This is a genomic window from Pseudomonas sp. S1_E05 (genome assembly GCF_056337105.1).
This window is the reverse complement of sequence record NZ_JBFRHM010000001.1, coordinates 5,662,537-5,686,666: the sequence shown is the minus strand read 5'-3', so window position 1 is coordinate 5,686,666 and position 24,130 is coordinate 5,662,537. Positions and strand designations below refer to the sequence as shown.

At 60.2% G+C, this 24,130-nt stretch carries 25 protein-coding genes and 2 pseudogenes; 15 read left to right on the top strand and 12 right to left on the bottom strand.

The features are described 5' to 3' along the window. Nucleotides 1-394 precede the first annotated feature (394 nt). Nucleotides 395-1,903, top strand: coding sequence for a malate dehydrogenase (quinone) (gene mqo, locus AB4N33_RS26345; protein ID WP_460120962.1), 1,509 nt, complete (start codon nucleotides 395-397; stop codon nucleotides 1,901-1,903). Between the two features lie 180 nt (nucleotides 1,904-2,083). Here the strand turns inward: mqo and AB4N33_RS26340 are convergent, their stop codons facing one another. The 4 genes from AB4N33_RS26340 to AB4N33_RS26325 all read right to left on the bottom strand — a co-directional run bounded on the left by AB4N33_RS26340 (nucleotide 2,084) and on the right by AB4N33_RS26325 (nucleotide 4,098). Beyond that, nucleotides 2,084-2,371, bottom strand: coding sequence for a PA4642 family protein (locus AB4N33_RS26340; protein ID WP_460120960.1), 288 nt, complete (start codon nucleotides 2,369-2,371; stop codon nucleotides 2,084-2,086). 63 nt (nucleotides 2,372-2,434) lie between these two features. After that, a complete protein-coding gene (locus tag AB4N33_RS26335) occupies nucleotides 2,435-2,920 on the bottom strand; it encodes a hypothetical protein (RefSeq protein WP_476458555.1) in 486 nt (161 codons plus the stop codon). Between the two features lie 143 nt (nucleotides 2,921-3,063). After that, nucleotides 3,064-3,537 (bottom strand): WbuC family cupin fold metalloprotein, encoded by a 474-nt coding sequence (locus AB4N33_RS26330; protein ID WP_476458554.1) that lies wholly within the window; start codon nucleotides 3,535-3,537, stop codon nucleotides 3,064-3,066. 3 nt (nucleotides 3,538-3,540) lie between these two features. Beyond that, nucleotides 3,541-4,098, bottom strand: coding sequence for a hypoxanthine-guanine phosphoribosyltransferase (locus AB4N33_RS26325; RefSeq protein ID WP_046030190.1), 558 nt, complete (start codon nucleotides 4,096-4,098; stop codon nucleotides 3,541-3,543). A gap of 162 nt (nucleotides 4,099-4,260) precedes the next feature. On the opposite strand from AB4N33_RS26325, the gene upp reads away from it, so the two are divergent. Continuing rightward, on the top strand, nucleotides 4,261-4,899 hold the full coding sequence (gene upp / locus AB4N33_RS26320; protein WP_476458553.1) for a uracil phosphoribosyltransferase: 639 nt from the start codon (nucleotides 4,261-4,263) through the stop codon (nucleotides 4,897-4,899). 2 nt (nucleotides 4,900-4,901) lie between these two features. After that, complete coding sequence (locus AB4N33_RS26315; protein ID WP_460120954.1) at nucleotides 4,902-6,176, top strand: uracil-xanthine permease family protein; 1,275 nt, start codon at nucleotides 4,902-4,904, stop codon at nucleotides 6,174-6,176. An 89-nt stretch (nucleotides 6,177-6,265) separates the two neighbouring features. Here AB4N33_RS26315 and hemH read toward each other — a convergent pair whose 3' ends face one another. Then, nucleotides 6,266-7,285 carry a ferrochelatase gene (gene hemH / locus AB4N33_RS26310; RefSeq protein ID WP_476458552.1) on the bottom strand — a complete coding sequence of 340 codons (1,020 nt, stop codon included), beginning with the start codon at nucleotides 7,283-7,285 and terminating at the stop codon, nucleotides 6,266-6,268. 13 nt (nucleotides 7,286-7,298) lie between these two features. Then, on the bottom strand, nucleotides 7,299-8,201 hold the full coding sequence (locus AB4N33_RS26305) for a TIGR01777 family oxidoreductase (RefSeq protein WP_460120950.1): 903 nt from the start codon (nucleotides 8,199-8,201) through the stop codon (nucleotides 7,299-7,301). Between the two features lie 197 nt (nucleotides 8,202-8,398). On the opposite strand from AB4N33_RS26305, the gene AB4N33_RS26300 reads away from it, so the two are divergent. The 12 genes and pseudogenes from AB4N33_RS26300 to AB4N33_RS26245 all read left to right on the top strand — a co-directional run bounded on the left by AB4N33_RS26300 (nucleotide 8,399) and on the right by AB4N33_RS26245 (nucleotide 18,449). Beyond that, the gene (locus tag AB4N33_RS26300; protein WP_476458551.1) at nucleotides 8,399-9,385 is read left to right on the top strand and encodes an NAD(P)/FAD-dependent oxidoreductase; all 987 of its coding nucleotides are present in this window, start codon (nucleotides 8,399-8,401) and stop codon (nucleotides 9,383-9,385) included. Continuing rightward, nucleotides 9,382-9,597, top strand: coding sequence for a TIGR02450 family Trp-rich protein (locus AB4N33_RS26295; RefSeq protein ID WP_460120945.1), 216 nt, complete (start codon nucleotides 9,382-9,384; stop codon nucleotides 9,595-9,597). The genes AB4N33_RS26300 and AB4N33_RS26295 overlap by 4 nt, the downstream gene beginning before the upstream one ends. A 121-nt stretch (nucleotides 9,598-9,718) precedes the next feature. Continuing rightward, nucleotides 9,719-10,677 (top strand): annotated as a pseudogene (locus AB4N33_RS26290) (YbgA family protein). Beyond that, the gene (locus tag AB4N33_RS26285; protein ID WP_460120940.1) at nucleotides 10,677-11,618 is read left to right on the top strand and encodes a MerR family transcriptional regulator; all 942 of its coding nucleotides are present in this window, start codon (nucleotides 10,677-10,679) and stop codon (nucleotides 11,616-11,618) included. The pseudogene AB4N33_RS26290 and the gene AB4N33_RS26285 overlap by 1 nt, the downstream one beginning before the upstream one ends. Before the next feature lie 19 nt (nucleotides 11,619-11,637). Beyond that, the gene (gene phrB, locus AB4N33_RS26280; RefSeq protein ID WP_476458851.1) at nucleotides 11,638-13,083 is read left to right on the top strand and encodes a deoxyribodipyrimidine photo-lyase; all 1,446 of its coding nucleotides are present in this window, start codon (nucleotides 11,638-11,640) and stop codon (nucleotides 13,081-13,083) included. Next, nucleotides 13,076-13,498: a nuclear transport factor 2 family protein gene (locus tag AB4N33_RS26275; RefSeq protein ID WP_460120937.1), complete on the top strand. Its 423-nt coding sequence runs from the start codon at nucleotides 13,076-13,078 to the stop codon at nucleotides 13,496-13,498. The genes phrB and AB4N33_RS26275 overlap by 8 nt, the downstream gene beginning before the upstream one ends. Beyond that, nucleotides 13,495-14,277, top strand: a complete 783-nt coding sequence (locus AB4N33_RS26270) for an SDR family NAD(P)-dependent oxidoreductase (RefSeq protein WP_460120934.1) — start codon at nucleotides 13,495-13,497, stop codon at nucleotides 14,275-14,277. The genes AB4N33_RS26275 and AB4N33_RS26270 overlap by 4 nt, the downstream gene beginning before the upstream one ends. Then, a complete protein-coding gene (locus AB4N33_RS26265) occupies nucleotides 14,274-15,521 on the top strand; it encodes an NAD(P)/FAD-dependent oxidoreductase (RefSeq protein WP_476458550.1) in 1,248 nt (415 codons plus the stop codon). Before AB4N33_RS26270 ends, AB4N33_RS26265 begins: the two co-directional genes overlap by 4 nt. Further along, nucleotides 15,518-16,333 carry a DUF1365 domain-containing protein gene (locus AB4N33_RS26260; protein ID WP_460120932.1) on the top strand — a complete coding sequence of 272 codons (816 nt, stop codon included), beginning with the start codon at nucleotides 15,518-15,520 and terminating at the stop codon, nucleotides 16,331-16,333. The genes AB4N33_RS26265 and AB4N33_RS26260 overlap by 4 nt, the downstream gene beginning before the upstream one ends. Beyond that, the gene (locus tag AB4N33_RS26255) at nucleotides 16,320-17,591 is read left to right on the top strand and encodes a class I SAM-dependent methyltransferase (protein ID WP_476458549.1); all 1,272 of its coding nucleotides are present in this window, start codon (nucleotides 16,320-16,322) and stop codon (nucleotides 17,589-17,591) included. Before AB4N33_RS26260 ends, AB4N33_RS26255 begins: the two co-directional genes overlap by 14 nt. Further along, a complete protein-coding gene (locus tag AB4N33_RS26250) occupies nucleotides 17,584-18,090 on the top strand; it encodes a DUF2878 domain-containing protein (RefSeq protein WP_460120928.1) in 507 nt (168 codons plus the stop codon). The genes AB4N33_RS26255 and AB4N33_RS26250 overlap by 8 nt, the downstream gene beginning before the upstream one ends. 53 nt (nucleotides 18,091-18,143) lie before the next feature. Next, nucleotides 18,144-18,449 carry a YkgJ family cysteine cluster protein gene (locus tag AB4N33_RS26245; RefSeq protein WP_460120927.1) on the top strand — a complete coding sequence of 102 codons (306 nt, stop codon included), beginning with the start codon at nucleotides 18,144-18,146 and terminating at the stop codon, nucleotides 18,447-18,449. Between the two features lie 150 nt (nucleotides 18,450-18,599). Here the strand turns inward: AB4N33_RS26245 and AB4N33_RS26240 are convergent, their stop codons facing one another. The 6 genes and pseudogenes from AB4N33_RS26240 to hemA all read right to left on the bottom strand — a co-directional run bounded on the left by AB4N33_RS26240 (nucleotide 18,600) and on the right by hemA (nucleotide 23,964). After that, nucleotides 18,600-19,118: an acyloxyacyl hydrolase gene (locus AB4N33_RS26240; protein WP_460120925.1), complete on the bottom strand. Its 519-nt coding sequence runs from the start codon at nucleotides 19,116-19,118 to the stop codon at nucleotides 18,600-18,602. Between the two features lie 119 nt (nucleotides 19,119-19,237). Beyond that, entirely contained in the window at nucleotides 19,238-20,029 is a 792-nt protein-coding gene (murI, locus tag AB4N33_RS26235; RefSeq protein WP_476458548.1) for a glutamate racemase, read from the bottom strand. Continuing rightward, nucleotides 20,022-20,777, bottom strand: a complete 756-nt coding sequence (locus AB4N33_RS26230; protein WP_476458850.1) for a molybdopterin-synthase adenylyltransferase MoeB — start codon at nucleotides 20,775-20,777, stop codon at nucleotides 20,022-20,024. Before AB4N33_RS26230 ends, murI begins: the two co-directional genes overlap by 8 nt. A gap of 9 nt (nucleotides 20,778-20,786) precedes the next feature. Continuing rightward, nucleotides 20,787-21,602 (bottom strand): annotated as a pseudogene (prmC, locus tag AB4N33_RS26225) (peptide chain release factor N(5)-glutamine methyltransferase); the annotation flags it as partial. Beyond that, nucleotides 21,599-22,678 (bottom strand): peptide chain release factor 1, encoded by a 1,080-nt coding sequence (prfA, locus tag AB4N33_RS26220; RefSeq protein ID WP_460120918.1) that lies wholly within the window; start codon nucleotides 22,676-22,678, stop codon nucleotides 21,599-21,601. The pseudogene prmC and the gene prfA, both read right to left, overlap by 4 nt. Next, complete coding sequence (gene hemA / locus AB4N33_RS26215) at nucleotides 22,675-23,964, bottom strand: glutamyl-tRNA reductase (RefSeq protein WP_460120916.1); 1,290 nt, start codon at nucleotides 23,962-23,964, stop codon at nucleotides 22,675-22,677. Before hemA ends, prfA begins: the two co-directional genes overlap by 4 nt. Between the last annotated feature and the right edge of the window lie 166 nt (nucleotides 23,965-24,130).

Sequence of the window (24,130 nt, the reverse complement as noted above, 5' to 3'; positions counted from 1 at the left end):
CAAAAGAGCGTGAAAAAAACGGGTTTTCACAACTTCACAAGAGTGTGGCGAGCAAATGAATAGTTTTGCGTCTGAATATGCACCATTAGCGTCTGGAACAGCCCAACGACACAGGACCGAGTACGCCTCGAACACCGGAGCCTGAAGCCTGTCCGCTACGGATTTGGTTGCACAAACGGATGTCTCGACCATAAGTCGAATTGCCAGTCGCGCGTCGAAATGAGTTCATAGACCTCATTGACCCGGCCGGTAGCGTCCGTCGAAGTTGCGATAAATTGCGAAGATTCGGACATGGCGATACTGCCATGGGTACCTTGGGGCATCATTGACACGCCCCGTCACTCCTGGCAGCCATGCCGACAATTTGGTGCTGCAGATTTTGGAGACGCGTTAAATGGCGCATAACGAAGCAGTCGACGTAGTACTTGTTGGGGCCGGCATCATGAGTGCCACCCTGGCCGTACTGCTCAAAGAGCTCGACCCCGCGATCAAGCTGGAAGTCGTCGAGCTGATGGATTCCGGTGCTGCGGAGAGCTCCAACCCGTGGAACAACGCCGGTACCGGTCACGCCGGGCTGTGTGAGCTCAACTACACGCCACAGGGCGCTGACGGCGTCGTTGACATCAAGAAAGCCGTGCACATCAACACCCAGTTCGAAGTGTCGAAGCAGTTCTGGTCCTACCTGACCAAAAAAGGCACCTTCGGCTCGTGCAAATCCTTCATCAGTCCGGTTCCGCACCTGAGCTTCGTCCAGGGCGACAGCGGCGTGTCGTTCCTCAAGGAACGCTTCAAGGTGCTGAGCAAGCATCACGCCTTCGCCGACATGGAGTACACCGAAGACAAGGCCATGATGGCCGAATGGATGCCATTGATGATGCCTGGCCGCGACAAGGACGAAGTCCTCGCCGCCACCCGCGTCATCAATGGCACCGACGTCAACTTCGGCGCACTGACCAACCAGTTGCTCAAGCACCTGACCAGCGCGCCCGATGCCCAGGTCAAGTACTGCAAGCGCGTCACCGGCCTGAAGCGCAACAATGGCGGTTGGACCGTCAGCATCAAGGACGTCAACAGCGGCAACACCCGTGAAGTCGACGCCAAATTCGTGTTCCTCGGCGCGGGCGGCGCGGCTCTGCCGCTGCTGCAGGCATCGGGCATCGAGGAAAGCAAAGGCTTCGGTGGCTTCCCGATCAGTGGCCAGTGGCTGCGTTGCGACAACCCGGAAGTGGTCAAGCACCACCAGGCCAAGGTGTACAGCCAAGCCGCCGTGGGTTCGCCGCCGATGTCCGTGCCGCACCTGGACACTCGCGTGGTCGACGGCAAGAAATCCCTGCTGTTCGGACCGTACGCCGGTTTCACCACCAAGTTCCTCAAGCACGGTTCGTTCATGGACCTGCCCATGTCGGTTCGGGCCGGCAACATCGGCCCGATGCTCGCCGTGGCGAAAAACAACATGGACCTGACCAAGTACCTGGTCAGTGAAGTGATGCAATCGATGGAGCAGCGCCTGGAATCCCTGCGTCGCTTCTACCCCGAAGCCAAAGCCGAAGACTGGCGCCTGGAAGTGGCCGGCCAACGGGTGCAGATCATCAAGAAGGACCCGAAAAAAGGCGGCATCCTGCAGTTCGGCACCGAACTGGTCGCCGCCAAAGACGGTTCCCTGGCGGCACTGCTCGGCGCTTCGCCGGGTGCTTCGGTGACGGTTTCGATCATGTTGGAACTGATTGAAAAATGCTTCCCGGGCAAGGCCTCGGGCGAGTGGGCTGCCAAACTGGCGGAAATCTTCCCGGCCCGTGAAAAAGTCCTGGAAACCGACGCTGCGCTGTATCGCAAGATCAACGCGCAGAACAACGTCGCGCTGGAACTGGTTGAAGAAAGCAGCGAAACCCCAAGCTTCGCTTGATTCAGCCCCATAAAAAACGCCCCGCTCTCGTTGAGAGCGGGGCGTTTTTTATGCCTGAATACAATCTCCGATACCTGTAGGAGCCAGCATGCTCGCGATGAACGCCAGAACACTGCGGGGCATCAGGCTCCCCGCGTCATCGTTGCCCTCCATCGCGAGCATGCTCGCTCCTACAGGGGATCAGCCGCGGGCAGCGTTGATCAATTCGATGTACTCAGCGGCGTTACGCTGATCCTTGATCAACGCGACAAAATCATTGCCGTGCTCGTCCTTGCCATCGAAGTCCAGGCCTTCGGCCTTGAAGAACACCAGGAAACGTTCGAAGTCGTCGATGCGCAGGCCACGATAGGCCTTGATCAGTTTGTGCAGAGACGGCGAAGTGGCATCGACCGGTTCGAAATCGAGAAACAACTTGATCTGCTCGTCGCCGATCTCGTCACCAATCACTTGCTTCTTATCTTTACGCATTGCCGACTCCAGCTCGCAGACATTTCACGGGGACGGCAGTTTACCCCTCACTGGCCGCCCGGCTCAACGCGGACGCACGGCGCCGGTGTGCAAATCAGCCCACACGTGTCCATTGGCGTAGCTCAGGAACTGGCAATACACGGTTTCATTGCGCAACAGGTCGATGACCACACGGTACTGAGCCAGCGGGTAGAACAGCGTCAGGGTTTTGCTCTTGTCGTCGTAGATCGGCTTTTTCAGGCTTTTGCTTTCGCCATCGAAGTTGACCAGCACCTGGGTGATGGTCGCGCCCTTGTTCAGGGATTTGCCCTTGAGGCGAATCAACAACGGCGAGGTGACCGGAATCGGTTGCTGATTGGACTGGCGCTGGCTGCCGACCACCACCGAATACTCGGTGACCTGCAACAGTTGTTGCTGTTCCGGCTCGGCGTCGCGCAAGGTCAGATCATCGGGGGGCAGGAACTGCGCGTGCATCGGCGCCGGCGCGGCCGCCAGGGGCAGGCTGAGGGTCAGCAACAGGGCGGTGCAGCAGCGGATCAAAGGGCTCATGACGGGCTCCAAAAGTAAACGCATCCCCCCTGTAGGAGCGAGCTTGCTCGCGATGGACGTCAACGGTAACGCGGGAAACCTGATGCCCCGCGGTGTTCTTGCGTCCATCGCGAGCAAGCTCGCTCCTACAGGGAAAGGGGGGATCAATCGAACTGCGTGCGCATCCAGGCCTGGTACTCCGCCACGCCCGGCTCGCCTTCTCGCGGCGCCCAAGGTGCGAGTTCGCCTTCGCCAACAGGGCGATAAGGCCCGGCCTTGCACTCGAACATCAGGCTGTCGGCTTCCAGCACCACGAGGCCGTGGAACACACCGATCGGCAAATCCACACCCACACATTCACCACCAGCCTGAAGAACCTGCTTTCGCACCACCCTACCGGACTCGTCGAAAATCAGCAGGCCAAGACGCCCTTTGAGTACCAGCAAGGTTTCGGCCTTGTTTTCCCCCAGGTGACGGTGAGGCGGAATGTAGGTGGCGGGTTGCAGGCCCACCGCCATTCGGTGACAGGCCTCATCCATCTCATGGAAATTGTGATGCTGGCGGCCACGCGGGTTAGCCCCGGCTTTCTCGGCAAGGTCGGTGAACAGGGTCTGGTCAAGAAAGCGCGGCGTTCCCATGGCTTACATCCCTTTAACGGCAAAAATCCCGTTGGCGTTGCGCCAGTAGCCCTTGTAGTCCATGCCGTAACCAAAGATGTAGCGGTCGATGCACGGCAGGCCGACGAAATCGGCTTTCAGGTCCGGGCGTGCCTTGCGGTCGTGATCCTTGTCGATCAACACGGCGGTGTGCACTTTGCGCGCGCCGGCATGTTTGCAGAAATCGATGATCGCACCCAGGGTGTGACCTTCGTCGAGGATGTCGTCGATGATCAGCACGTCACGGTCGATGAACGACACTTCCGGCTTGGCTTTCCAGAACAGCTCGCCGCCACTGGTTTCGTTGCGGTAGCGAGTGGCGTGCAGGTAGGACGCTTCCAGCGGGAATTGCAGATGGGTGAGCAGCTTGCCGGCGAAAATCAGGCCGCCGTTCATGACGCAGAACACCACCGGGTTGGTATCCGCCAGTTGTTCGTTGATGTGTGCACCGACACGGGCGATGGCCGCCTCGACCTCCGCTTCGGTGTACAGGCAGTCAGCCTCTCGCATGATTTGACGGATATGCTCGAGATCAGCGGACATGGTGCTCTCCAGGGGTGCAAGTTGGGAAAAGCGGGCAAAGGTACGCATCCGGCCCGGTCAGATCAAGCGTTTGTGGACTAACGTACTCTAATGTCTATAGGACAACACCCTCGGATAGATTAATCTAGGCCGGTTTTTTTGCCCGCCGCCGGAGCCTTTCCCATGCCCATCCTCGAGATCCGCCATCCGCTGATCCGTCATAAACTTGGCCTGATGCGCCGCGCAGACATCAGCACCAAGAATTTTCGTGAACTCGCCCAGGAAGTCGGCGCCCTGCTGACCTACGAAGCCACCAAAGACCTGCCGCTGGAAACCTACGATATCGAAGGTTGGTGCGGCACCGTGTCGGTGGAAAAAATCGCCGGCAAGAAAATCACCGTCGTGCCAATCCTGCGCGCCGGTATCGGCATGCTCGAAGGCGTGCTGAGCCTGATCCCGGGCGCCAAGGTCAGCGCCGTGGGCGTGGCCCGCAACGAAGAAACCCTTCAGGCCCACACCTACCTGGAAAAACTGGTGCCTGAGATCGACGAACGTCTGGCGATGATCATCGACCCGATGCTCGCCACCGGCAGCTCCATGGTCGCCACCATCGACCTGCTGAAAAAGGCCGGTTGCCGCGACATCCGCGCCATGGTGCTGGTTGCCGCCCCCGAAGGCATCGCCGCCGTCGAGAAGGCTCATCCGGACGTGACCATCTACACCGCGTCGATCGACGAGAAGCTCAATGAACACGGTTACATCATCCCAGGCCTGGGCGATGCCGGTGACAAGATCTTCGGCACCAAGCAGAAGGACGCGTAACCATGCAGCAAGAGTTCAACGATCCGCTTTGGCGCACGGTGCTGTCCGGCGCGCAGATGCTGTTCGTGGCGTTCGGCGCGTTGGTGTTGATGCCGTTGATTACCGGCCTCGACCCTAACGTCGCGCTGTTCACTGCGGGTCTGGGCACGATCCTGTTCCAGATCGTCACCGGACGTCAGGTGCCGGTGTTTTTGGCATCGAGCTTCGCCTTCATCACCCCGATCATTCTCGCCAAGGGCCAGTTCGGCCTCGCGGCGACCATGGGCGGTGTGATGGCGGCCGGTTTCGTCTACACCTTCCTCGGCCTGGCCGTAAAGATCAAAGGCACCGGGTTTATTGATCGCCTGCTGCCGCCGGTGGTGATCGGCCCGGTGATCATCTCGATCGGCCTGGCCATGGCCCCGATCGCCGCCAACATGGCGATGGGCAAGGCCGGAGACGGCTCCGAGCTGATCCACTACCAGACCGCCATGATGATCTCGATGCCAGCGCTGCTGACCACCCTGATCGTCGCCGTGTTCGGTAAGGGCATCTTCCGCCTGGTGCCGATCATCTCCGGCGTGCTGGTGGGTTTTGCCATGTCGTTCTATTTCGGCGTGGTCGATACCGCCAAGATCGCCGCCGCTCCCTGGTTCGCGATTCCGGCCTTTACCGCGCCGGAATTCAACTGGCAGGCCATTCTGTTCATCGTTCCGGTGGCGCTGGCCCCGGCCATCGAGCACATCGGCGGTGTGATTGCCGTGGGCAGTGTGACCGGCCGTGACTACCTGAAAAAACCCGGCTTGCATCGCACGCTGTTCGGCGATGGCATTGCCACCACCGCAGCCGGGTTGTTCGGCGGTCCGCCCAACACCACCTACGCCGAAGTGACGGGCGCGGTGATGCTGACCAAGAACTACAACCCGAAAATCATGACCTGGGCGGCGATCTTCGCCATCAGCCTGGCGTTCATCGGCAAGTTCGGCGCGCTGCTGCAAAGCATCCCAGTGCCGGTCATGGGTGGGATCCTGTGCCTGCTGTTCGGCTCGATTGCCGCAGTGGGGATGAACACGCTGATTCGCCACAAGATCGACCTGGGCGAAGCGCGCAACCTGGTGATCGTCTCGGTCACGCTGGTGTTCGGGATTGGCGGCGTGCTGGTGGGCACCGGCACAGGTCCGGACGACTTTGGCCTGAAAGGCATCGCGCTGTGCGCGGTGGTGGCGATTGCGCTGAACCTGATTTTGCCGGGCAATGATGGCTGGAAGAACAAAAAGGCGGATGAGCCTTTGTTGTAAGGCTTGCCGATATGGTTGTTGGAGCGGGCAAGCCCGCTCCTACAGGAAGCAGCGCTGTACCTGTAGGAGCGGGCTTGCCCGCGATGCCTTTAAAGGGCCAAAGGCGCCCGCTCACACAAGGCATTCAGCGCATGCGCCCACTGCGGGTCATCGTTGAGACAAGGCACCAGCACCAGCTCCTCCCCTCCCGCCTCGCGGAACTGCTCCTTGCCACGATCGCCGATCTCTTCAAGTGTCTCGATGCAATCGGCCACAAATGCCGGGCACATCACCAGCAACTTCCTCACGCCGCTTTTGGCCAGCTCATCCAAACGGGCTTCCGTGTAAGGTTCGATCCATTTCGCCCGGCCCAGTCGCGACTGGAACGATACGGACCACTTGCCATCAGGCAAGCCCATACGCTCGGCAAATACCGCCGCACTGCGCAGGCACTGTGCGCGATAACACGTGGCGAGCACCTGCGGCGAGGCCTTGGCGCAGCAGTCAGCATCACCAAGGCAGTGCCCTGGGTTGAGCTTTTTCAGATGACGCTCCGGCAAGCCGTGGAAGCTGAGCAACAAGTGATCGAATTCCTGCTCCAGATGCGGCCTGGCACTGGCCACCAGGGCATCGATGTATTCCGGCTGGTCGTAGAACGGCTCGAGGATCGAGAACTGCAGGTCGAGTTTTCGCTCGCGCACAACGCGCTTGGCTTCTTCGATCACCGTGGTCGTGGTGCTGTCGGCGAACTGAGGATAAAGCGGTGCCAGGGTGACGCGTTTATGCCCCTGGGCGGCGAGCTGCACCAGTTTCGACTCGATCGACGGCTCGCCATAACGCATCGCCAACTCCACCGGACCGTGCCGCCACTGAGTGGTCATGGCCTGTTGCAGGCGACGGCTGAGCACCACCAGAGGCGAACCCTCCTCCCACCAGATCGAGGCGTAGGCATGCGCCGACTGTTCGGGGCGCTTGATCAGGATCAGCGAGACGAGCAAACGACGTACCGGCCAAGGCAGGTCGATCACATACGGGTCCATTAGAAATTGATTGAGGTAGCTGCGCACATCCGCCACCGACGTGGTGGCGGGAGAACCCAGGTTGACCAGAAGCAACGCGTGATCGGTCATGCAACATCCTATTTCAAAGGCGGCGGGACACGTCGTCCAGCGCCGCGCGCAAATCAGTGAACCGGAAGGTGTAGCCCGCTTCCAGCAAGCGAGCCGGCATAGCCTTCTGGCCGCCCAGCAACAACGATGACAATTCCCCAAGGCCAACTTTCAGGGCCAGCGCCGGCATCGGCATGAAGGCCGGTCGGTGCAGCACGCTGCCCAGCGTCTTGGCGAACTCGCGATTGCGCACCGGTTTGGGCGCGCAGGCATTATAAGGACCACTGGCGCTTTTCTGATGCAGAAGAAAATCAATCAGGGCGATTTCATCCTCGATATGAATCCATGGCATCCATTGCCGACCATTGCCCAAAGGCCCACCCAGTCCCAGTTTGAACGGCAGCAATAGCCGCGACAAAAAGCCGCCCTCGGCGGACAACACCAGCCCGGTGCGGATGAAGATAACCCGAATGCCCAGCGCCTCGGCTCGTTGCGCGGTTTCCTCCCAGGCAATGCACAGCTGACTGGCAAAGTCGTCGATGACCGGTGCCGAGTCCTCGGTCAATTCCCGCTCACCACCGTCGCCATACCAGCCAATCGCCGAACCCGAAATCAAGACCTGTGGTTTGTGCTCCCGCGTTTCCAGCCAGGACAGTAGGCTTTCAGTGAGGGTAATTCGGCTGCTCCAGAGGAGCGCCTTGCGCCGCGATGTCCAGGGGCGATCGGCAATCGGGGCACCCGCCAGATTGATAACCGCATCGACGGATTCCTGCCCAAGGTCCTCGAACGACGCGACACCGCGCACGCCTTCGCCACAGATTTCGCTGACCTTTGCAGGCGAGCGGCTCACCACGGTCAGTTGATGCCCTTGGCTCAGCCAGTGCCGGCAAAGTTGACGGCCTATCAAACCAGTACCGCCGGTCAGCAATATGTGCATGACTTCTTCCTCGCGTGGCGTTTTAGCCTGATCACTAGTCTATTTTTATAAGCAGGGAATCTTTGATATCGGACAGGCTCTGTGTTTAACAATAGGCCAAGCTGTCAGAACGAGAACACCAAAAGTTATACCAAAAAATAATTATGTACAGGTTTAATCTGCGGCGTAGTCTGTACAGAAAGGCAAACGAGGCCCCTATGACTGTACCTATCGCAATCATCGGCACCGGCATCGCCGGACTCTCAGCGGCCCAGGCCCTCACCGAGGCAGGGCATGTCGTTCAACTTTTCGATAAAAGCCGCGGCAGCGGCGGACGCATGTCGAGCAAACGCAGCGATGCGGGCGCCCTGGACATGGGCGCACAATATTTCACTGCGCGCGACCGCCGCTTCGTCACCGAGGTCCAGCGCTGGCAAACCAAGGGTTGGGTCGCCGAATGGGCGCCGCAGCTCTACACCTACCACGGCGGGCAACTGAATCTCTCGCCCGACGAGCAGACACGCTGGGTCGGCACGCCGCACATGAGTGCCATCACCCGAGGGCTGCTCGGTGACTTGCAGGTGCAGTTTGGCTGCCGCATCACCGAGGTCTATCGCGGTGAAGAGCACTGGCATCTACAGGACGCCGAAGGCTTTACCCACGGCCCGTTCAGCCACGTGATCATCGCCACGCCAGCCCCTCAGGCCACGGCGCTGCTGGCTTCTGCGCCCAAGCTCGCCGGCGCGGCAGCGGGGGTCAAAATGGACCCGACCTGGGCGGTCGCCCTGGCCTTCGAAACGCCGCTGGACACGCCCATGGAAGGTTGCTTCGTGCAGGACAGTCCGCTCGACTGGCTGGCCCGCAACCGCAGCAAACCAGGACGAGACAACACCCTCGACACCTGGGTACTGCACGCAACCAGCGCGTGGAGCCGACAACACATCGACCTGCCCAAGGAGGCGGTGATCGAACAATTGCACGGTGCATTCGCCGAATTGCTGCACAGCAGCATGCCCGCCCCCACCTTCAGCGTGGCCCATCGCTGGCTCTATGCCCGACCTGCCAGCAGCCATGAATGGGGCACCCTGGCCGACGCCGACCTGGGCCTTTATGCCTGTGGCGACTGGTGCCTGTCAGGGCGGGTAGAAGGGGCCTGGCTCAGTGGCCAGGAAGCTGCACGGCGCTTGCACGAACACCTGCAATGAACCCGATCAATCCGAGCAAACTGCTGCTGTCGAAATGGACAGCAGTCCATCCGCAAAACCGCGAAAAACACTTTCTGGTGACCGACCTCTACCGCGATGATGCGGGCACCGTACTGGACGTTGAACTGCAGGCGGTGCTGACCAGGCGCAGTGAACGTCTCGATTGGAAGGCCCTGAGAAACGGCGAAGCCTGGATGCCGGGCTGGAAGTGACCCAGCACCGCGAGACGGCACAACTTATACAAAAAGTTTGACTTGTACACCTTTGAATCTATGATGAACTCATGTTGTACAGAATTATTAGTCTGTACAGGTTTAGATTCGAGGTGCGCCAATGCCCGATACCCGCGTGAAACCGAAAATAGCCATCAGTGCCTGCCTGATGGGCGCCGAGGTGCGCTTCAACGGCGGACACAAGCAATCGGCCCTCTGCAGCCTCACCCTTGCCGAGTATTTCGATTTCATCGAGGTCTGCCCGGAAGTCGCGATCGGCCTGGGCATTCCCCGGCAACCGATTCGCCTGGTCGGCAATCCGGACCATCCCGAAGCCGTCGGCACCGTTGACGCCGAACTGAACGTTACTCGGCCATTGGCTGATTTCGGCGAGCAAATGGCCGGCGAACTGAGCGATATCTGTGGCTACATCTTCATGCAAAAGTCGCCGTCGTGCGGCCTGGAGCGGGTCAAGGTCTATCACCCCAACGGTGCGCCGGTCGATGGCGGAGGTCGTGGCGTCTACGCCCAGGCTTTTGTGCACAGCATCCGAACTTGCCAGTGGAAGAAGCAGGTCGGCTCAACGACCCGGTCCTGCGCGAGAACTTCCTCACCCGCGTGTTTGCCTACAGCGACTGGCAATGCGTGCTGCAAGAAGGCCTGACCCGTCGCGCGCTCACCGATTTCCACTCGCGCTACAAATACCTGCTGATGGCCCACCACCCGGTGCAGTACAAGACCCTCGGCAATTTGCTGGGCAACATGGGCGATACCGATCCTCGCGAACTGGGCCCGCGCTATTTCAGCGAACTGATGGCGGCATTGAAACAATGCGCCACGCGTCGCACCCACACCAATGTCTTGCAGCATCTGAGCGGCTACCTCAAGCGCTGCATCAGTGCCGAAGACAAACAGGAGGTGCAGCACGTTATTGGCCAATACCGACACGGAATCGTGCCGCTGGTGGTGCCGCTGACGCTGCTCAAACACCATTTTCGCCAACACCCGGATCCGTACATTGCGCAGCAGGTCTACCTGCAACCGCACCCGGAAAACCTCAGCCTGCGAAATGCGATCTGATGAAAAGCGCAATTGACAGCAGTGCCGGCGAAGACCTTGGCGCCGACTTCAAGAAGGCCCTCGATGACGGCTGGCTGCCGATCCGCGAGGTGGCTCGGCAGACCGGCGTCAACGCGATCACCCTGCGTGCATGGGAGCGTCGCTACGGCCTGATCGTGCCGCAGCGCACGCCAAAGGGGCATCGGTTGTTCAGTGCCGAGCACGTGCAACGCATCCTGACGATCCTGACCTGGCTCAATCGCGGTGTGGCTGTCAGCCAGGTCAAGCAGCTGCTCGATACACCGCAGCCACACAGCGCCGCAGTAGAAAACGACTGGCACGTCCTGCGCAGCGCCTTGCTGCAAGCGGTCACGCTGTTGAATGAGCGCAGCCTGGATGACACCGTCAACCAGGCCATCGCGCTGTATCCGCCGCAAACCCTGTGCGAACACCTGCTGATGCCGTTGCTGGCCGAGCTTGAGCAACGCTGGCAAGGTCAGTTTGGCGCACAGATGGAACGCGTCTTTTTCCACTCCTGGCTGCGCAGCAAGTTCGGTGCCCGCATTTACCACAACAACCGCCAATTGCGCGGCTCGCCGCTGCTGCTGATCAATCATTCGGACCGGCCACTGGAACCTTACTTGTGGCTGACCGCCTGGCTGATCAGCAGCGCCGACTGCCCGGTGGAGGTGTTCGACTGGCCACTGCCGACAGGCGAACTTGCATTGGCCATCGATCACCTGCAAGCGCGTGGCGTACTGCTCTACTCCAGCACAGCCATCAACTTGGCGCAGTTGCCAAAGCTGTTGAATGGCGTCAGTTGCCCAAAAATGATCGCAGGGCCGACCGTGTGCATCCACCACGCCGAGTTGACGCTGAAAACCTCCGAGATCGCTGATTTGTCCCTGGCCGAAGATCCGTTATCGGCGCATCGGCAATGGGCTCAGCGCGGGCTTTATTAAGATGAGTGCCAATAACAGCATGCAATTGATCTGGCTGCGCAGTGACTTGCGCCTACATGACAACACCGCCCTCTCGGCTGCAGCAGCCTGCGGACCGTGTGTCGCGGTGTATCTGCTCAGTCCTGGACAATGGCAAGCGCATGATGACGCGCCCTGCAAGGTGGATTTCTGGCTGCGCAACCTCGGCGAGTTGAGCAAGGCACTGGGCGAACTGCACATTCCCTTGATGATTCGTACGGCCAACCATTGGGGTGAAGCGCCCAAGGTCCTGCTCGACCTTTGCCGTCAATTGAACATTGAAGCGGTGCATGCCAACGAGGAATACGGCATCCATGAAAGTCGTCGTGACACGGCCGTGGCCGACCTGCTGAACCGGCACGACATCACTTTTCACAGTTACCTGGACCAATTGCTGTTCAAGCCCGGGACCGTGCTGACCAAAACCGGCACTTACTTCCAGGTGTTCAGCCAGTTCCGCAAGGTGTGTTACGAGCGCCTGCACCGTTCGCTGCCAAGCCGGGTGAAAGCACCGTCAGCGCAAGCGAAGCTGGACATCGCCAGCGACGAGATCCCCTCGCAGATCGAGGGCTTCGAGCCTTGCGGCGAAGCCCTGCGCAGTCTCTGGCCGGCGGGTGAAGCTGAAGCGCAACGGCGCCTCGAGTCGTTCACCGATGTGCAGATCGACTACTACCAGAGCGAGCGTGACTTCCCTGCCAAACCCGGCACCAGCCAGCTCTCGGCGTACCTCGCTGCCGGTGTCATTTCCCCGCGCCAATGCCTGCATGCGGCCTTGCAGAGCAATCAGGGCGAGTTCGAAAGCGGCAAGGTCGGCGCGGTCACCTGGATCAACGAACTGCTGTGGCGCGAGTTTTATAAACACATTCTGGTGGGTTACCCCCGGGTCTCCCGACACCGCGCCTTCCGCCCGGAAACCGAAGCCTTGGCCTGGCGCAAGGCGCCCAAGGAGCTCCAGGCCTGGCAGCAAGCACGCACCGGCCTGCCAATCATCGACGCGGCGATTCGCCAATTGCTGGAAACCGGCTGGATGCATAACCGCCTGCGCATGATCGTGGCGATGTTCCTGACAAAAAACCTGCTGATCGACTGGCGCGAAGGCGAGCGGTTCTTCATGCGTCATCTGATCGACGGCGACCTTGCGGCCAACAACGGCGGCTGGCAGTGGAGCGCGTCCACCGGCACCGACTCGGCACCCTATTTCCGGATATTCAATCCGATCAGCCAGTCGGAAAAATTCGACCGCGAAGGCGTGTTCATCAAGCACTGGCTGCCGGAGCTGGCCGACCTGAACAAAAAGGATGTACACAACCCGGCCCACCTCGGTGGTCTGTTCGGGGTAGCGGATTATCCCTCGCCCATCGTCAATCTGAGCACCTCGCGTGCACGTGCATTGGCCGCGTTCAAGGACCTGCCATCACGACAACCTGCCGGAGAGGATCATGAGTGATTTCCTGCGTGGTTTTGCGCGGCAGTTTGCCAAGTTGGACAAAGACAATCTTCAGCACTTGGACGCGCTGTACACCGCCGACGTGCACTTTACCGATCCGCTGCATGACGTACAGGGACTGGAAACACTGCGTCGCTATTTCACGGCGCTCTACGCCAATGTCAGTGAGCTGCGCTTCGACTTTCATGGCTTTGACCAGATTGCCGAGGGCGAAGGCTACCTGCGCTGGGTCATGAGTTATCGCCATCCGCGCCTGGCCGGCGGTCGGCTGATTCGCGTTGACGGATGTTCGTACCTGCGCTGGCGCGACAAGGTGTATCGCCACCGGGATTACTTCGATGCTGGCGCGCTGCTTTATGAACATGTGCCCGTGCTGGGCCGGGCGATTGCCTGGTTGAAAAGGAGGATGGGATGAGTCGTACACCTGCAAGACGGTATTGGCTGACCGGCGCCAGTAGCGGCATTGGCGCCGCACTGGCCGAAGAAATATTGAAAACCGGCGCGCAACTGGCTGTCAGTGCCCGCTCGGTCGCGCCCTTGAAAATCCTCTCCAAACGCTATCCGGGGCAAGTGCTGGTGGTGGCGGGTGATCTGACCGACAGCCAGACCGTACGTGAAATCGGCGAACAAATAGCCGACTTCTGGGGCGCACTGGATACGGTGATATTGAACGCTGGAACCTGCGAATACGTCGACGCTCGCCAGTTCGATGCCTCGATCATCGAGCACGTGGTGCGCACCAACCTGCTGGCCAGCAGTTACTGTATCGAGGCCGCCTTACCCCTGTTGCGCAAGGGTGTCGCTCCCCATCTGGTGGGCGTTGCCAGCTCCGTGACCTACCTGCCGCTGCCTCGAGCCGAAGCCTATGGCGCGTCAAAAGCGGGGTTGCGGTATCTGTTCGAATCCTTGCGCCTGGACCTGGCGCCGGACGGCATTGAAGTCACCGTGGTCAGCCCGGGTTTCGTCGAGACACCCCTGACCGCAAAAAACGATTTCCCCATGCCTCTGAGCTGGCCAGTGGGCAAAGCCGCACGTCACATCTTCGCCAAACTCAAGGATCGCCCCCTGGAAATCGCATTCCCGGCGCTGTTCATGGCGGCGCTCTGGCCCCTGTCGAAAATGCCCAACGGCGTGAAGTTCGCCATCGGCAAACGCATGGTGCGCAGCAATCCACCGATCAAGGATGAGACGTGAACATCGCAATTATCGGTAGTGGCATCTCGGGGCTGACCAGCGCTTACCTGCTCAATCGCAACCACGAGATCACCCTGTTTGAAGCCGATGATCGCGTCGGTGGCCACACCCACAGCGTGGACGTGAGCGTCGAGGGTCGCCGCTATGTCGTGGACACCGGCTTCATTGTGTTCAACGACTGGACCTATCCCAATTTCATTCGTCTGCTGGAGCAGATTGGCGTGAGCTTCAAGCCGACGCAGATGAGTTTCTCGGTCATGGACCCCGACAGTGGCCTGGAATATAACGGCAACAACCTCAACAGCCTCTTCGCTCAGCGCCGCAATCTGCTGTCGCCCGGGTTCTGGGGAATGCTGCGAGACATTCTGCGTTTCAACAAACAAGCACCACGCGACCTCGCCGAGGGCCGCATCGCCGCCGATACCAAGCTCGGGGATTACTTGGCGGCGAACGGCTACGGCGAGCGCTTCACCCTGCATTACATCGTGCCGATGGGCGCCGCCATCTGGTCCATGTCCATGGCCGACATGCTCGGTTTTCCATTGCAGTTCTTCGTCCGCTTCTTCAAGAACCACGGCTTGCTGTCGGTGCGCAATCGACCTCAATGGTGTGTGATCGAGGGCGGATCAAGTGCCTATGTCGAACCGCTGACCGCGTCGTTCAAACATCGGATACGCCTTGGGTGCCCGGTGACACGGGTCGAGCGCACGACCGAAGGCGTGGTTATCCACAGCGCCGCCGGCAGTCAACGCTTCGACAAAGTGGTGTTTGCCTGCCACAGCGTCGAAGCGCTGAACCTGTTGGCCGACCCCAGCGCCGCCGAACAGTCGATCCTCGGTGCCCTGCCCTACGCCAACAACGAAGTGGTGCTGCACACCGACACACGGCTGCTGCCCACCCGCAAATCGGCCTGGGCCAGCTGGAATTACCGCCTCGGTGGCAGCGGCCACACCCGAGCCGCCGTGACGTACAACATGAACATTTTGCAGGGCATTGAGAGCGACACCACGTTCTGCGTCAGCCTCAACCAGAGCGCCGGCATCAGCCCATCGAAAGTGCTCGGCAAATTTACCTACGCCCATCCGCAATACAGCGTGACGGCGATAGCGGCACAGCAACGTTGGGAAGAACTGAACGGCGCGCAGCACACCTTCTATTGCGGCGCCTACTGGGCCAACGGTTTTCATGAAGATGGCGTGGTCAGCGCATTGCGCGTGGCCCGGTCATTTGGGCTCACACTGTGAACAGCGCCCTCTACAGCGGCTGGATACGCCACCGCCGATTTTCCCCAAAGCAGCATGAGTTCCGTTACCGGATCGGCCTGCTGTACCTCGATCTGGATGAGCAGGACGCCGTACTGGGCTTGTCGCCGCTGTCGGGCAATCAGCGTTTCTCGGCTTTTTCGTTTCGTGAAAGCGATTACCTCAAGGCCTATACCGGCAACGGCATGCGCTTGAGCGATGCGGTGCGCGAACACGTCGGCCAGGCGATTGGTCATGTGCCGCAAGGCTCGATCTGCTTGCTGACCCAGCCGCGCAGCTGGGGGTTGTCGTTCAACCCGGTGAGCTTTTTCTACTGCTACGAACTTGACGGTCAATTAGCGGCGATTCTCGCCGAGGTCACCAACACGCCCTGGCGCGAGCGCTATCACTATGTATTGCCGGCCAGGACGCCCGATGACCTACACGACTTTCATCAGCATTTTCGCGTGGCCAAGGCCTTCCATGTGTCGCCCTTCCTGCCGCGCGATCTTGAGCACCGCATGAGCTTCAGCCCCGCCGCTACGAGGCTGGGGATACACATGGCCGATTGGCAGGGCAATCGCAAGCTGTTCGATGCCACGCTCAACCTCGAACGCGAAGCGCTGGATCGCACCAGCCTTCATCGTTACTTGCGGCGTTTCCCGTGGATGACCGCAAAAACCTGCCTGGGAATTTACTGGCAAGCCCTGCGCCTGCTGCTCAAACGCCTGCCGATCTTTGCCCATCAGGCGGCCGATGGCAGCTCCCGAACCGCGACCATAGCGCCCAAGGACCACCGTCATGAAATCCATTAGCGTCTCGGGCAGAACCCACCTGCTTGCCATCAACGGCCTCAGCGGATCGCTGCTGCGCCGTGGCGTCCTCAGGCAACTGGCACGCCTCAAAAAGGGCCAACTGGTGATTATCGAAGAGGGCGAGCGCCTGGTATTCGGCAGCGCCGGCAGCGCTTTGCAAGCGGAGATCCAGGTCCTCGATGCTGCCGCGTGGGGATTGGTGGCGAGCAATGGTTCAATCGGAGCCGGCGAAGCCTTTATCCATGGCTACTGGAGTTCGCCGGATTTGACCGCCGTGGTCCGGGTGTTTGTCAGCAACCTTGAGGTGCTGGACGCAATGGAAGGCGGCCTGGCCAAACTGGGCCGGCCAGTCGTTCAAGCGCTCCACTGGCTTAACCGTAATACGCGCAAAGGCTCGCGCCAAAACATTGCCGCTCATTACGACCTGGGCAATGACCTGTTCGAACAATTTCTCGATCCGACCATGATGTACTCCGCCGCCCAGTTCCGCAGCCCCGACGACAGCCTGGAACAGGCGCAGTTGAACAAGCTGGAGCGCATCTGCCGCAAACTCGACCTGAAACCGAGCGATCACCTGCTGGAAATCGGCACCGGCTGGGGCAGCATGGCGCTGTACGCAGCACAAAACTATGGTTGCACGGTGACCACCACCACGCTGTCCAGGGAACAGTACGCCTTCACCGCACGGCGCATCGAAGCCCTGGGGATGCAAGACCGGGTGACGTTGCTGCTCACGGACTATCGCGATCTCACCGGGCAATATGACAAATTGGTGTCGATCGAGATGATCGAAGCGGTGGGGCACCGCTTTCTGCCCACTTACTTCAAGCAATGTGCACACCTGCTCAAGAGCAACGGCTTGATGCTGTTGCAAGCGATCACCATCCGCGAACAGCGTTACGAACAGGCCAGGAACAGTGTCGACTTCATTCAGCGCTATATCTTTCCCGGAGGCGCTCTGCCCTGCGTGCAGAAGATGCTGGAAATCGTCAGCCGCGACACCGACATGAACTTGCTGCACATGGAAGATTTTGGTTTGCACTACGCGCGAACCCTGCGCCTGTGGCACGAGAATTTTCGCCGTGCCCAGGGACGCTTGAGCGAGCTGGGCTACGACGATTGCTTCCTGCGGCTGTGGGAGTTCTACCTGTGTTATTGCGAGGGGGGCTTTCTGGAGCGCACCATCGGCACTGCACAATTGCTGCTGGCCAAGCCTGCGGCGATGCCGGCACCGTTGCTTGGCCAATTCGATGCCTGAGCGGCTGATCAACGCGCTGTTGTTTCAGATCGGATGGCTGGCCTGCGTAATGGGTGGCAACAGCCTGTGGTTGTTGGTGGCCATGGGAGTGCTGGTGTTCCATCTGCTGTGGATAAGTCGCTGGGCGGACGAAGGCCGATTGATCCTCAGCGTGGTCCTGCTGGGCACCACTGTCGACAGTTCATTGCGCTGGCTGGGGGTGTTCGACTTCAACGATATCGCACCGCTGATTCCTCTGTGGCTGATGCTGATGTGGGCACTGCTGGCCACAACGTTGCGCCATAGCCTGCAATGGACGGCCAGCCCCTGGTGGCTGGCAAGCCTGCTTGGGGCCGTGGCGGGCCCATTGTCGTATTACGCCGGAGGACAACTGGCCGGGGTGCAATTTCCCTACGGCCAGTGGCCAACCCTGATCGGCCTCGGCGTACTCTGGTCGCTAGTGTTACCGACGCTGCATTTCATGGCCAGGCGGCTGGCGAACTGCGACCCTCGACCCTAAGCGTCCGTCAGACCTTTCACACAGCGGCGATCAGCTGACTTACACTGCGCGCCATGAAAACCATCGCCCACACGCAAATCGTCGAGCCTGCAGTCACTTGCTCGACTTGCGCAGCCTGCTGCTGTCAGCTCGAAGTCATGTTGATCACCGACACGGGTGTGCCCGAGCGGTTTATCGACACGGATGATTGGGGCGGCGAAGTCATGCTGCGCCTGGACGATGGTTGGTGTGCCGCGCTGGATCGCAACACCATGATGTGCACGATCTATGAGAAGCGTCCGCTGATTTGCCGGGAGTTCGAGATGGGCGCACCGGAGTGCATCGAGGAGCGTCGGGGGATTGCTACGGCGTATCGGTAATGGCGTGTTGGGCTGACGCCATCGCGGGCAAGCCCGCTCCTACAAGAGCGCTGAACCTGCTCGCGAGGGGTGTACCAGTCGATAGTGATGTTGACTGACTCACCGCATCGCGAGCGGGCTTGCTCCCACAGTTCATTTAAACAACAGGAATTACAACGGCATCGTGTAGTGCAATGCGTAACTTTCTACACCGTCGTTCGGGCTGCTGATCCCGGCGTTGGAGTAATGCGTTGCGCGAATGCCGACTTCATGCCCGCCCGCAAAACGCAGGCCGAATCCCAGACGGTCTTCGAACTGGAAGGAGCCGCCCAACTTGTTGTCTTCAAGCTCGGTGTTGGAAAACAACGCCACGCCGACCCCAAGTTCAACGTAGGGCTTCACGTTTTGACCGGCAAATTCATAAACGAACACCGGCGAGAACGACAGGCTGTTGTTGCTGGAAGTCTTGTCGCCTTCCCAGTAAGTGTAGGCGCCGCTCCAGTAACCGGTCAGGCGACCAACGTCACTTTGGAGCCAGCTTTTGTCCCAATCAAAATTCATCCCCAATCGATAGGTCATGGTCGAATCGCTGGTCTGGCCGACCGCGAACTCCACGCCTGCCGCTTGGGCGGTAAAACTATTCCCCATCAACGCAGCCGCAATCGCGGCCAAACAAAACAGTCGTTTCATCAGAAACATCCTTTTGCGAACCATCACGTAAGATTTTTTCGTTATTGAGCAGAACCAGCCTATAGAAATCGGCGTTTATTCAGAAGTTCATTCTGATTAGCCATCCCCCCATAAATTGTTTATCGGCCCAAACGACTTACAACACCAGAAGACTTCCACAGTATCGGCAGAATGTGACTGAAGTGAACCGGATCGGCACTTGTCCAAAACTGCGCTTCACGCGCCGGGCCATCAGCGAGCAGATTGCGCTGCGACAAAAGCCGTTGCAATTGACGCGCCACCGCCGCGCCGGTGTCGATCAGGCTGATGTCCTCGGGGATCATCTGCCGCAGCATCGGCTTGAGGAAAGGGTAATGGGTGCAGCCCAGGATGATGGTGTCGCAACCGGCCGCGAGCAACGGCCCAACGTAGCTGGCCAGTAGCGTGCGCAAGGCCGGACTGTGCAGGTCACCGTTTTCAATCAGTTCCACCAGGCCTGGGCAGGGCTGGGTGATCACTTGTACGTCGGTGGCGAAGCGGTCGAGCAAGGCGGCGAACTTGGCGCTTTGCAAGGTGCCGGTGGTCGCGAGGACACCGACCACGCCGCTGCGCGTCGCTGCTGCGGCGGGTTTGACCGCCGGCTCCATGCCCACGATGGGCCACTGGGGATAATCACGACGCAGGTCGGCCACCCCGGCGACTGTCGCCGTGTTGCAGGCGAGCACCAGGGCCTTGGCGCCTTGCGCCTGGAAAAATTCGGCCATCACGCTGCATCGCTGGCGAATGAACTCCGGGGTTTTCTCGCCGTAGGGGATGTTCCCGCAGTCTGCCACGTACAGCAGCGTTTCATTGGGCAACAACCGCTGGATCTCAGCCAGCACCGACAGCCCACCGACGCCGGAATCGAACACGCCGATGGGCGCTTCACGCATGTGTTGGCCCACAAACGCGACAGCCCGGGTCACGCTTGACCCTCAGCTCACGAAAGCGTGAACCCAGAGCGTCGATCAACAAAAGGCGCCCCACCAGTGGCTCGCCGAAACCGGCCAGCATTTTCAAGGCTTCCAGCGCTTGCAGGCTGCCGACCAGGCCCACCAGCGGCCCGATCACCCCCGCTTCGCTGCAGGTCAAGTCGGCTTCGCTGCCGTGCCCGTATAAACAGTGGTAGCACGGACTGTCCGCCCGCCGGAGGTCGAACACCGACAATTGCCCTTCAAGGCGAATCGCCGCCCCGCTGACCAAAGGTTTGCCGGCGGCGACACACGCGGCATTGACCGCTTCGCGGGTGGAAAAGTTATCGGAGCAATCCAGCACCAGGTCCACTGCCGCCACTGCGGCGGCCAGGGAATCCTCATCCAGCGCCGTGCGATGGGCGATCAGCTGGACCTCGGGGTTGATCGCGCTCAGTCGGCGCATCGCCGAGTCGACCTTGGTCTGGCCAACGCTGTCGGTATCGTGAATGATCTGGCGTTGCAGGTTGGTCAGGTCGACGGTGTCGAAATCCGCCAGGTGCAACTCGCCCACACCGGCTGCCGCCAGGTACAGCGCGACGGGTGATCCAAGGCCACCCAGGCCGACGATCAATACGCGGCTCTGTTTCAGGCGCGCCTGACCGTCGATGTCGACGTGTTGCAGCAAAATCTGCCGACTGTAGCGCAACAATTCCTGATCATTCAGCACGGCAGGCACCCCCAGGCTGATCCGTTGGTGGCCGCCCAGATCGGTGCGGCTGCGAACCTCGGCAAACCCGTGAGTCTGCAACAGATCACGCACGGCCTCTGCCTGATCATAACCGTGTTCGAGCATCAGCCAGCCCCCCGATTCCAGGTGCTGCGGTGCCTGCGCGACGATCAGGCGCAGATCGTCCAGCCCGTCCACACCGGCAACCAACGCACTGGCCGGCTCGAAACGCACATCGCCTTTTGCCAGATGCGGATCAGTTGATGCGATGTAAGGCGGGTTGCTGATGATCAATTGAAAACGTTGGCCGGCCAAGGCGCTGAACCAATGACTGTTCAGCACCGTGGCGTTGTCCAGTTGCAGACGCTGGCGGTTACGCTCGGCCAGGGCCACGGCTTGGATCACGCGATCCACCGCCGTGACTTTCCACGCCGGGCGCTCGCTGGCCAGGGCCAGGGCGATGGCGCCGCTACCGGTGCCCAGATCGAGCACGGTGGCCGGAGTCGCGGGCAACAGCTCCAGCGCCGCTTCCACCAGCAACTCGGTGTCAGGACGCGGTATCAGTGTGTGCGGCGCAACCTCAAGGTCAAGCTTCCAGAAACCTTGCTGACCCAGAATGTAGGCCACCGGCTCACCGCCACGACGGCGTTGCAGGTACTCGGCAAACTGCAACGCGGCTTCGCCCGGGACGATGCGCTCCGGCCAGGTGTGCAGGAAACTGCGGGACTTGCCCAATGCCGCCGCCAGCAACAACTCGGCATCCAGACGCGCCGTGGGCGAGTCGGGCAGATCGGCAGCGCGCAACAGACTGGCGATGATCGTCATTCGATGGCCGCCAGTTGATCAGCCTGGTACTCGGCCAGCAAAGGCTCGATGACCGCATCGACGCCACCGGCGAGGATTTCGTCAAGCGAATACAGGGTCAGGTTGATGCGGTGATCAGTCACCCGACCCTGGGCATAGTTATAGGTGCGGATGCGCTCGGAACGATCCCCCGAACCCACCAGCAGTTTACGCTCGCTGGCGATGGCATTCGCTGCAGCGCTGGTCTGCTGGTCGTTGAGTTTGGCGGACAGCCAGGCCATCGCACGGGCACGGTTCTTGTGCTGGGAACGTTCTTCCTGGCACTCCACGACAATGCCCGACGGCAAGTGAGTGATGCGGATTGCCGAGTCGGTCTTGTTGACGTGCTGACCGCCCGCGCCGGAAGAACGGTACGTGTCGACACGCAGGTCCGCCGGGTTGATCTCGATCGCTTCCTGTTCGTCCGGCTCGGGCAGCACCGCCACGGTGCACGCCGATGTATGGATGCGGCCCTGGGATTCGGTGGCCGGAACCCGTTGCACACGATGCGCGCCGGATTCGAATTTCAGCTTGCCGTAAACATTCTCGCCTTCGACCCGGGCAATGACTTCTTTATAGCCGCCGTGTTCGCCTTCGTTCTCGGAGAGGATTTCCACTCGCCAGCCACGCCGCTCGGCGTAACGCGAGTACATGCGGAATAAGTCACCGGAGAAAATCGCCGCCTCGTCGCCGCCGGTGCCAGCACGGATTTCAAGGAACACGTTGCGGCCATCGTTCGGATCCTTGGGCAGCAACTGGCGCTGCAAGAGGGCTTCGATCTCGACCAGTTGCTCCTTGGCTTCACGGACTTCTTCCACGGCCATCTCGCGCATGTCGGCGTCACTGTCCTTGAGCAAAGCCTGGGCACCTTCGAGGTCGGCCTGGACCTTGAGCAACTGCTTATAAGTCGCCACGATCGGCTCGACTTCCGCGTACTCCTTGGAATAGGCGCGGAATTTGGTCTGGTCGCTGATGACTTCGCCGTCGCCAAGCAAGGCGGTCAGTTCTTCAAAACGATCCTGGAGCACGTCCAGCTTGTTGAGCAGTGACGCTTTCATTGCGGTTTTTTATCCGAAAAGCTGTTCGATGAGCCCTCACCGAGGGCAAAGAGTTCCTGGGCCATGGCCAGCGCATCGAGGCGACCTTCGGCAGAGAGCTTTTTCAATTGAACGCTTGGCGCGTGCAAGAGTTTATTGGTCAGGCCGCGCGCCAGTTGCACCAGCACCTCTTCGGCGCTGCCACCGTTGGCCAGCAACCGCTGGGCCTTTTGCAGTTCTTCGTCGCGCAGGCGCTCGCTCTGTTGACGATAGGCCTTGAGCACATCCACCGCCGCCAGCTCGCGCAGGCGCACCATGAAATCCTCGGCGCCCACCGAGACCATTTCCTCGGCCGCTTGTGCAGCGCCCTGGCGACTTTTGAGGTTTTCGGCGACCACTTCATGGAGATCGTCGACGCTATAAAGGTAAACATCGTCCAACTCGCCGACTTCCGGCTCGATGTCCCGTGGAACGGCGATGTCCACCATGAAGATCGGCTTGTGCTTGCGCAGCTTCAGGGCACTTTCCACCGCGCCTTTGCCAAGGATCGGCAACTGGCTGGCCGTGGAACTGATGACGATGTCGCTGCGCACCAGCTCTGCCGGAATATCCGAGAGCAGCACGGCATGGGCGCCGAACTGCTCGGCCAGAATGCTCGCGCGCTCCAGCGTCCGATTGGCGACGACGATGCGCTTGACCCCGAGGTCATGCAGATGGCGGGCGACCAGAGTGATGGTCTCGCCCGCTCCGATCAGCAGGGCCTGGCTGCGTTGCAAGTCGCTGAAAATCTGCTTGGCCAGGCTGACGGCGGCAAAGGCCACAGACACCGGGTTTTCACCAATGGCGGTGTCGGTGCGCACTTGTTTGGCAGCGTTGAACGTGGCCTGGAACAGACGACCGAGCAGCGGACCGACAGTACCGGCCTCCCTCGCGACCGCATAGGCCGATTTCATCTGGCCCAGAATCTGCGGTTCACCCAGCACCAGCGAATCGAGCCCGGAGGCGACCCGCATCATGTGACGAACTGCCGCATCATCTTCATGCACATAACTGCTGGCGCGCAGCTCGTCGAGGCTCAGATGGTGATAATCCGCCAGCCAGCGCAGCACGATGTCAGCCGAAAGCTGATCCTGTTCTATATAGAGTTCACTGCGATTGCAGGTGGAGAGGATCGCAGCTTCGCGGCTGTCGGTGAGTCGGCAGAGCTGCTGCAAGGCCTCAACCAGTTGCTCAGGGGTAAAGGCCACGCGCTCGCGGACGTCTACTGAAGCAGTCTTGTGGTTAATACCGAGTGCAAGGAAGGCCATTCAAAGTCGCTGATGGTGACGTGAAGCCGGCAATTGTCCTACTTCGACACACCGAGAACAACTACCCGATTTCTATTGACCCGGTAGGCGCGACCCCGGCTTGCGAGCGCTTCTCGTTTACACCTCATTCTCACCCGCCATGACGAGGGCAAACGGGAAAATGGTC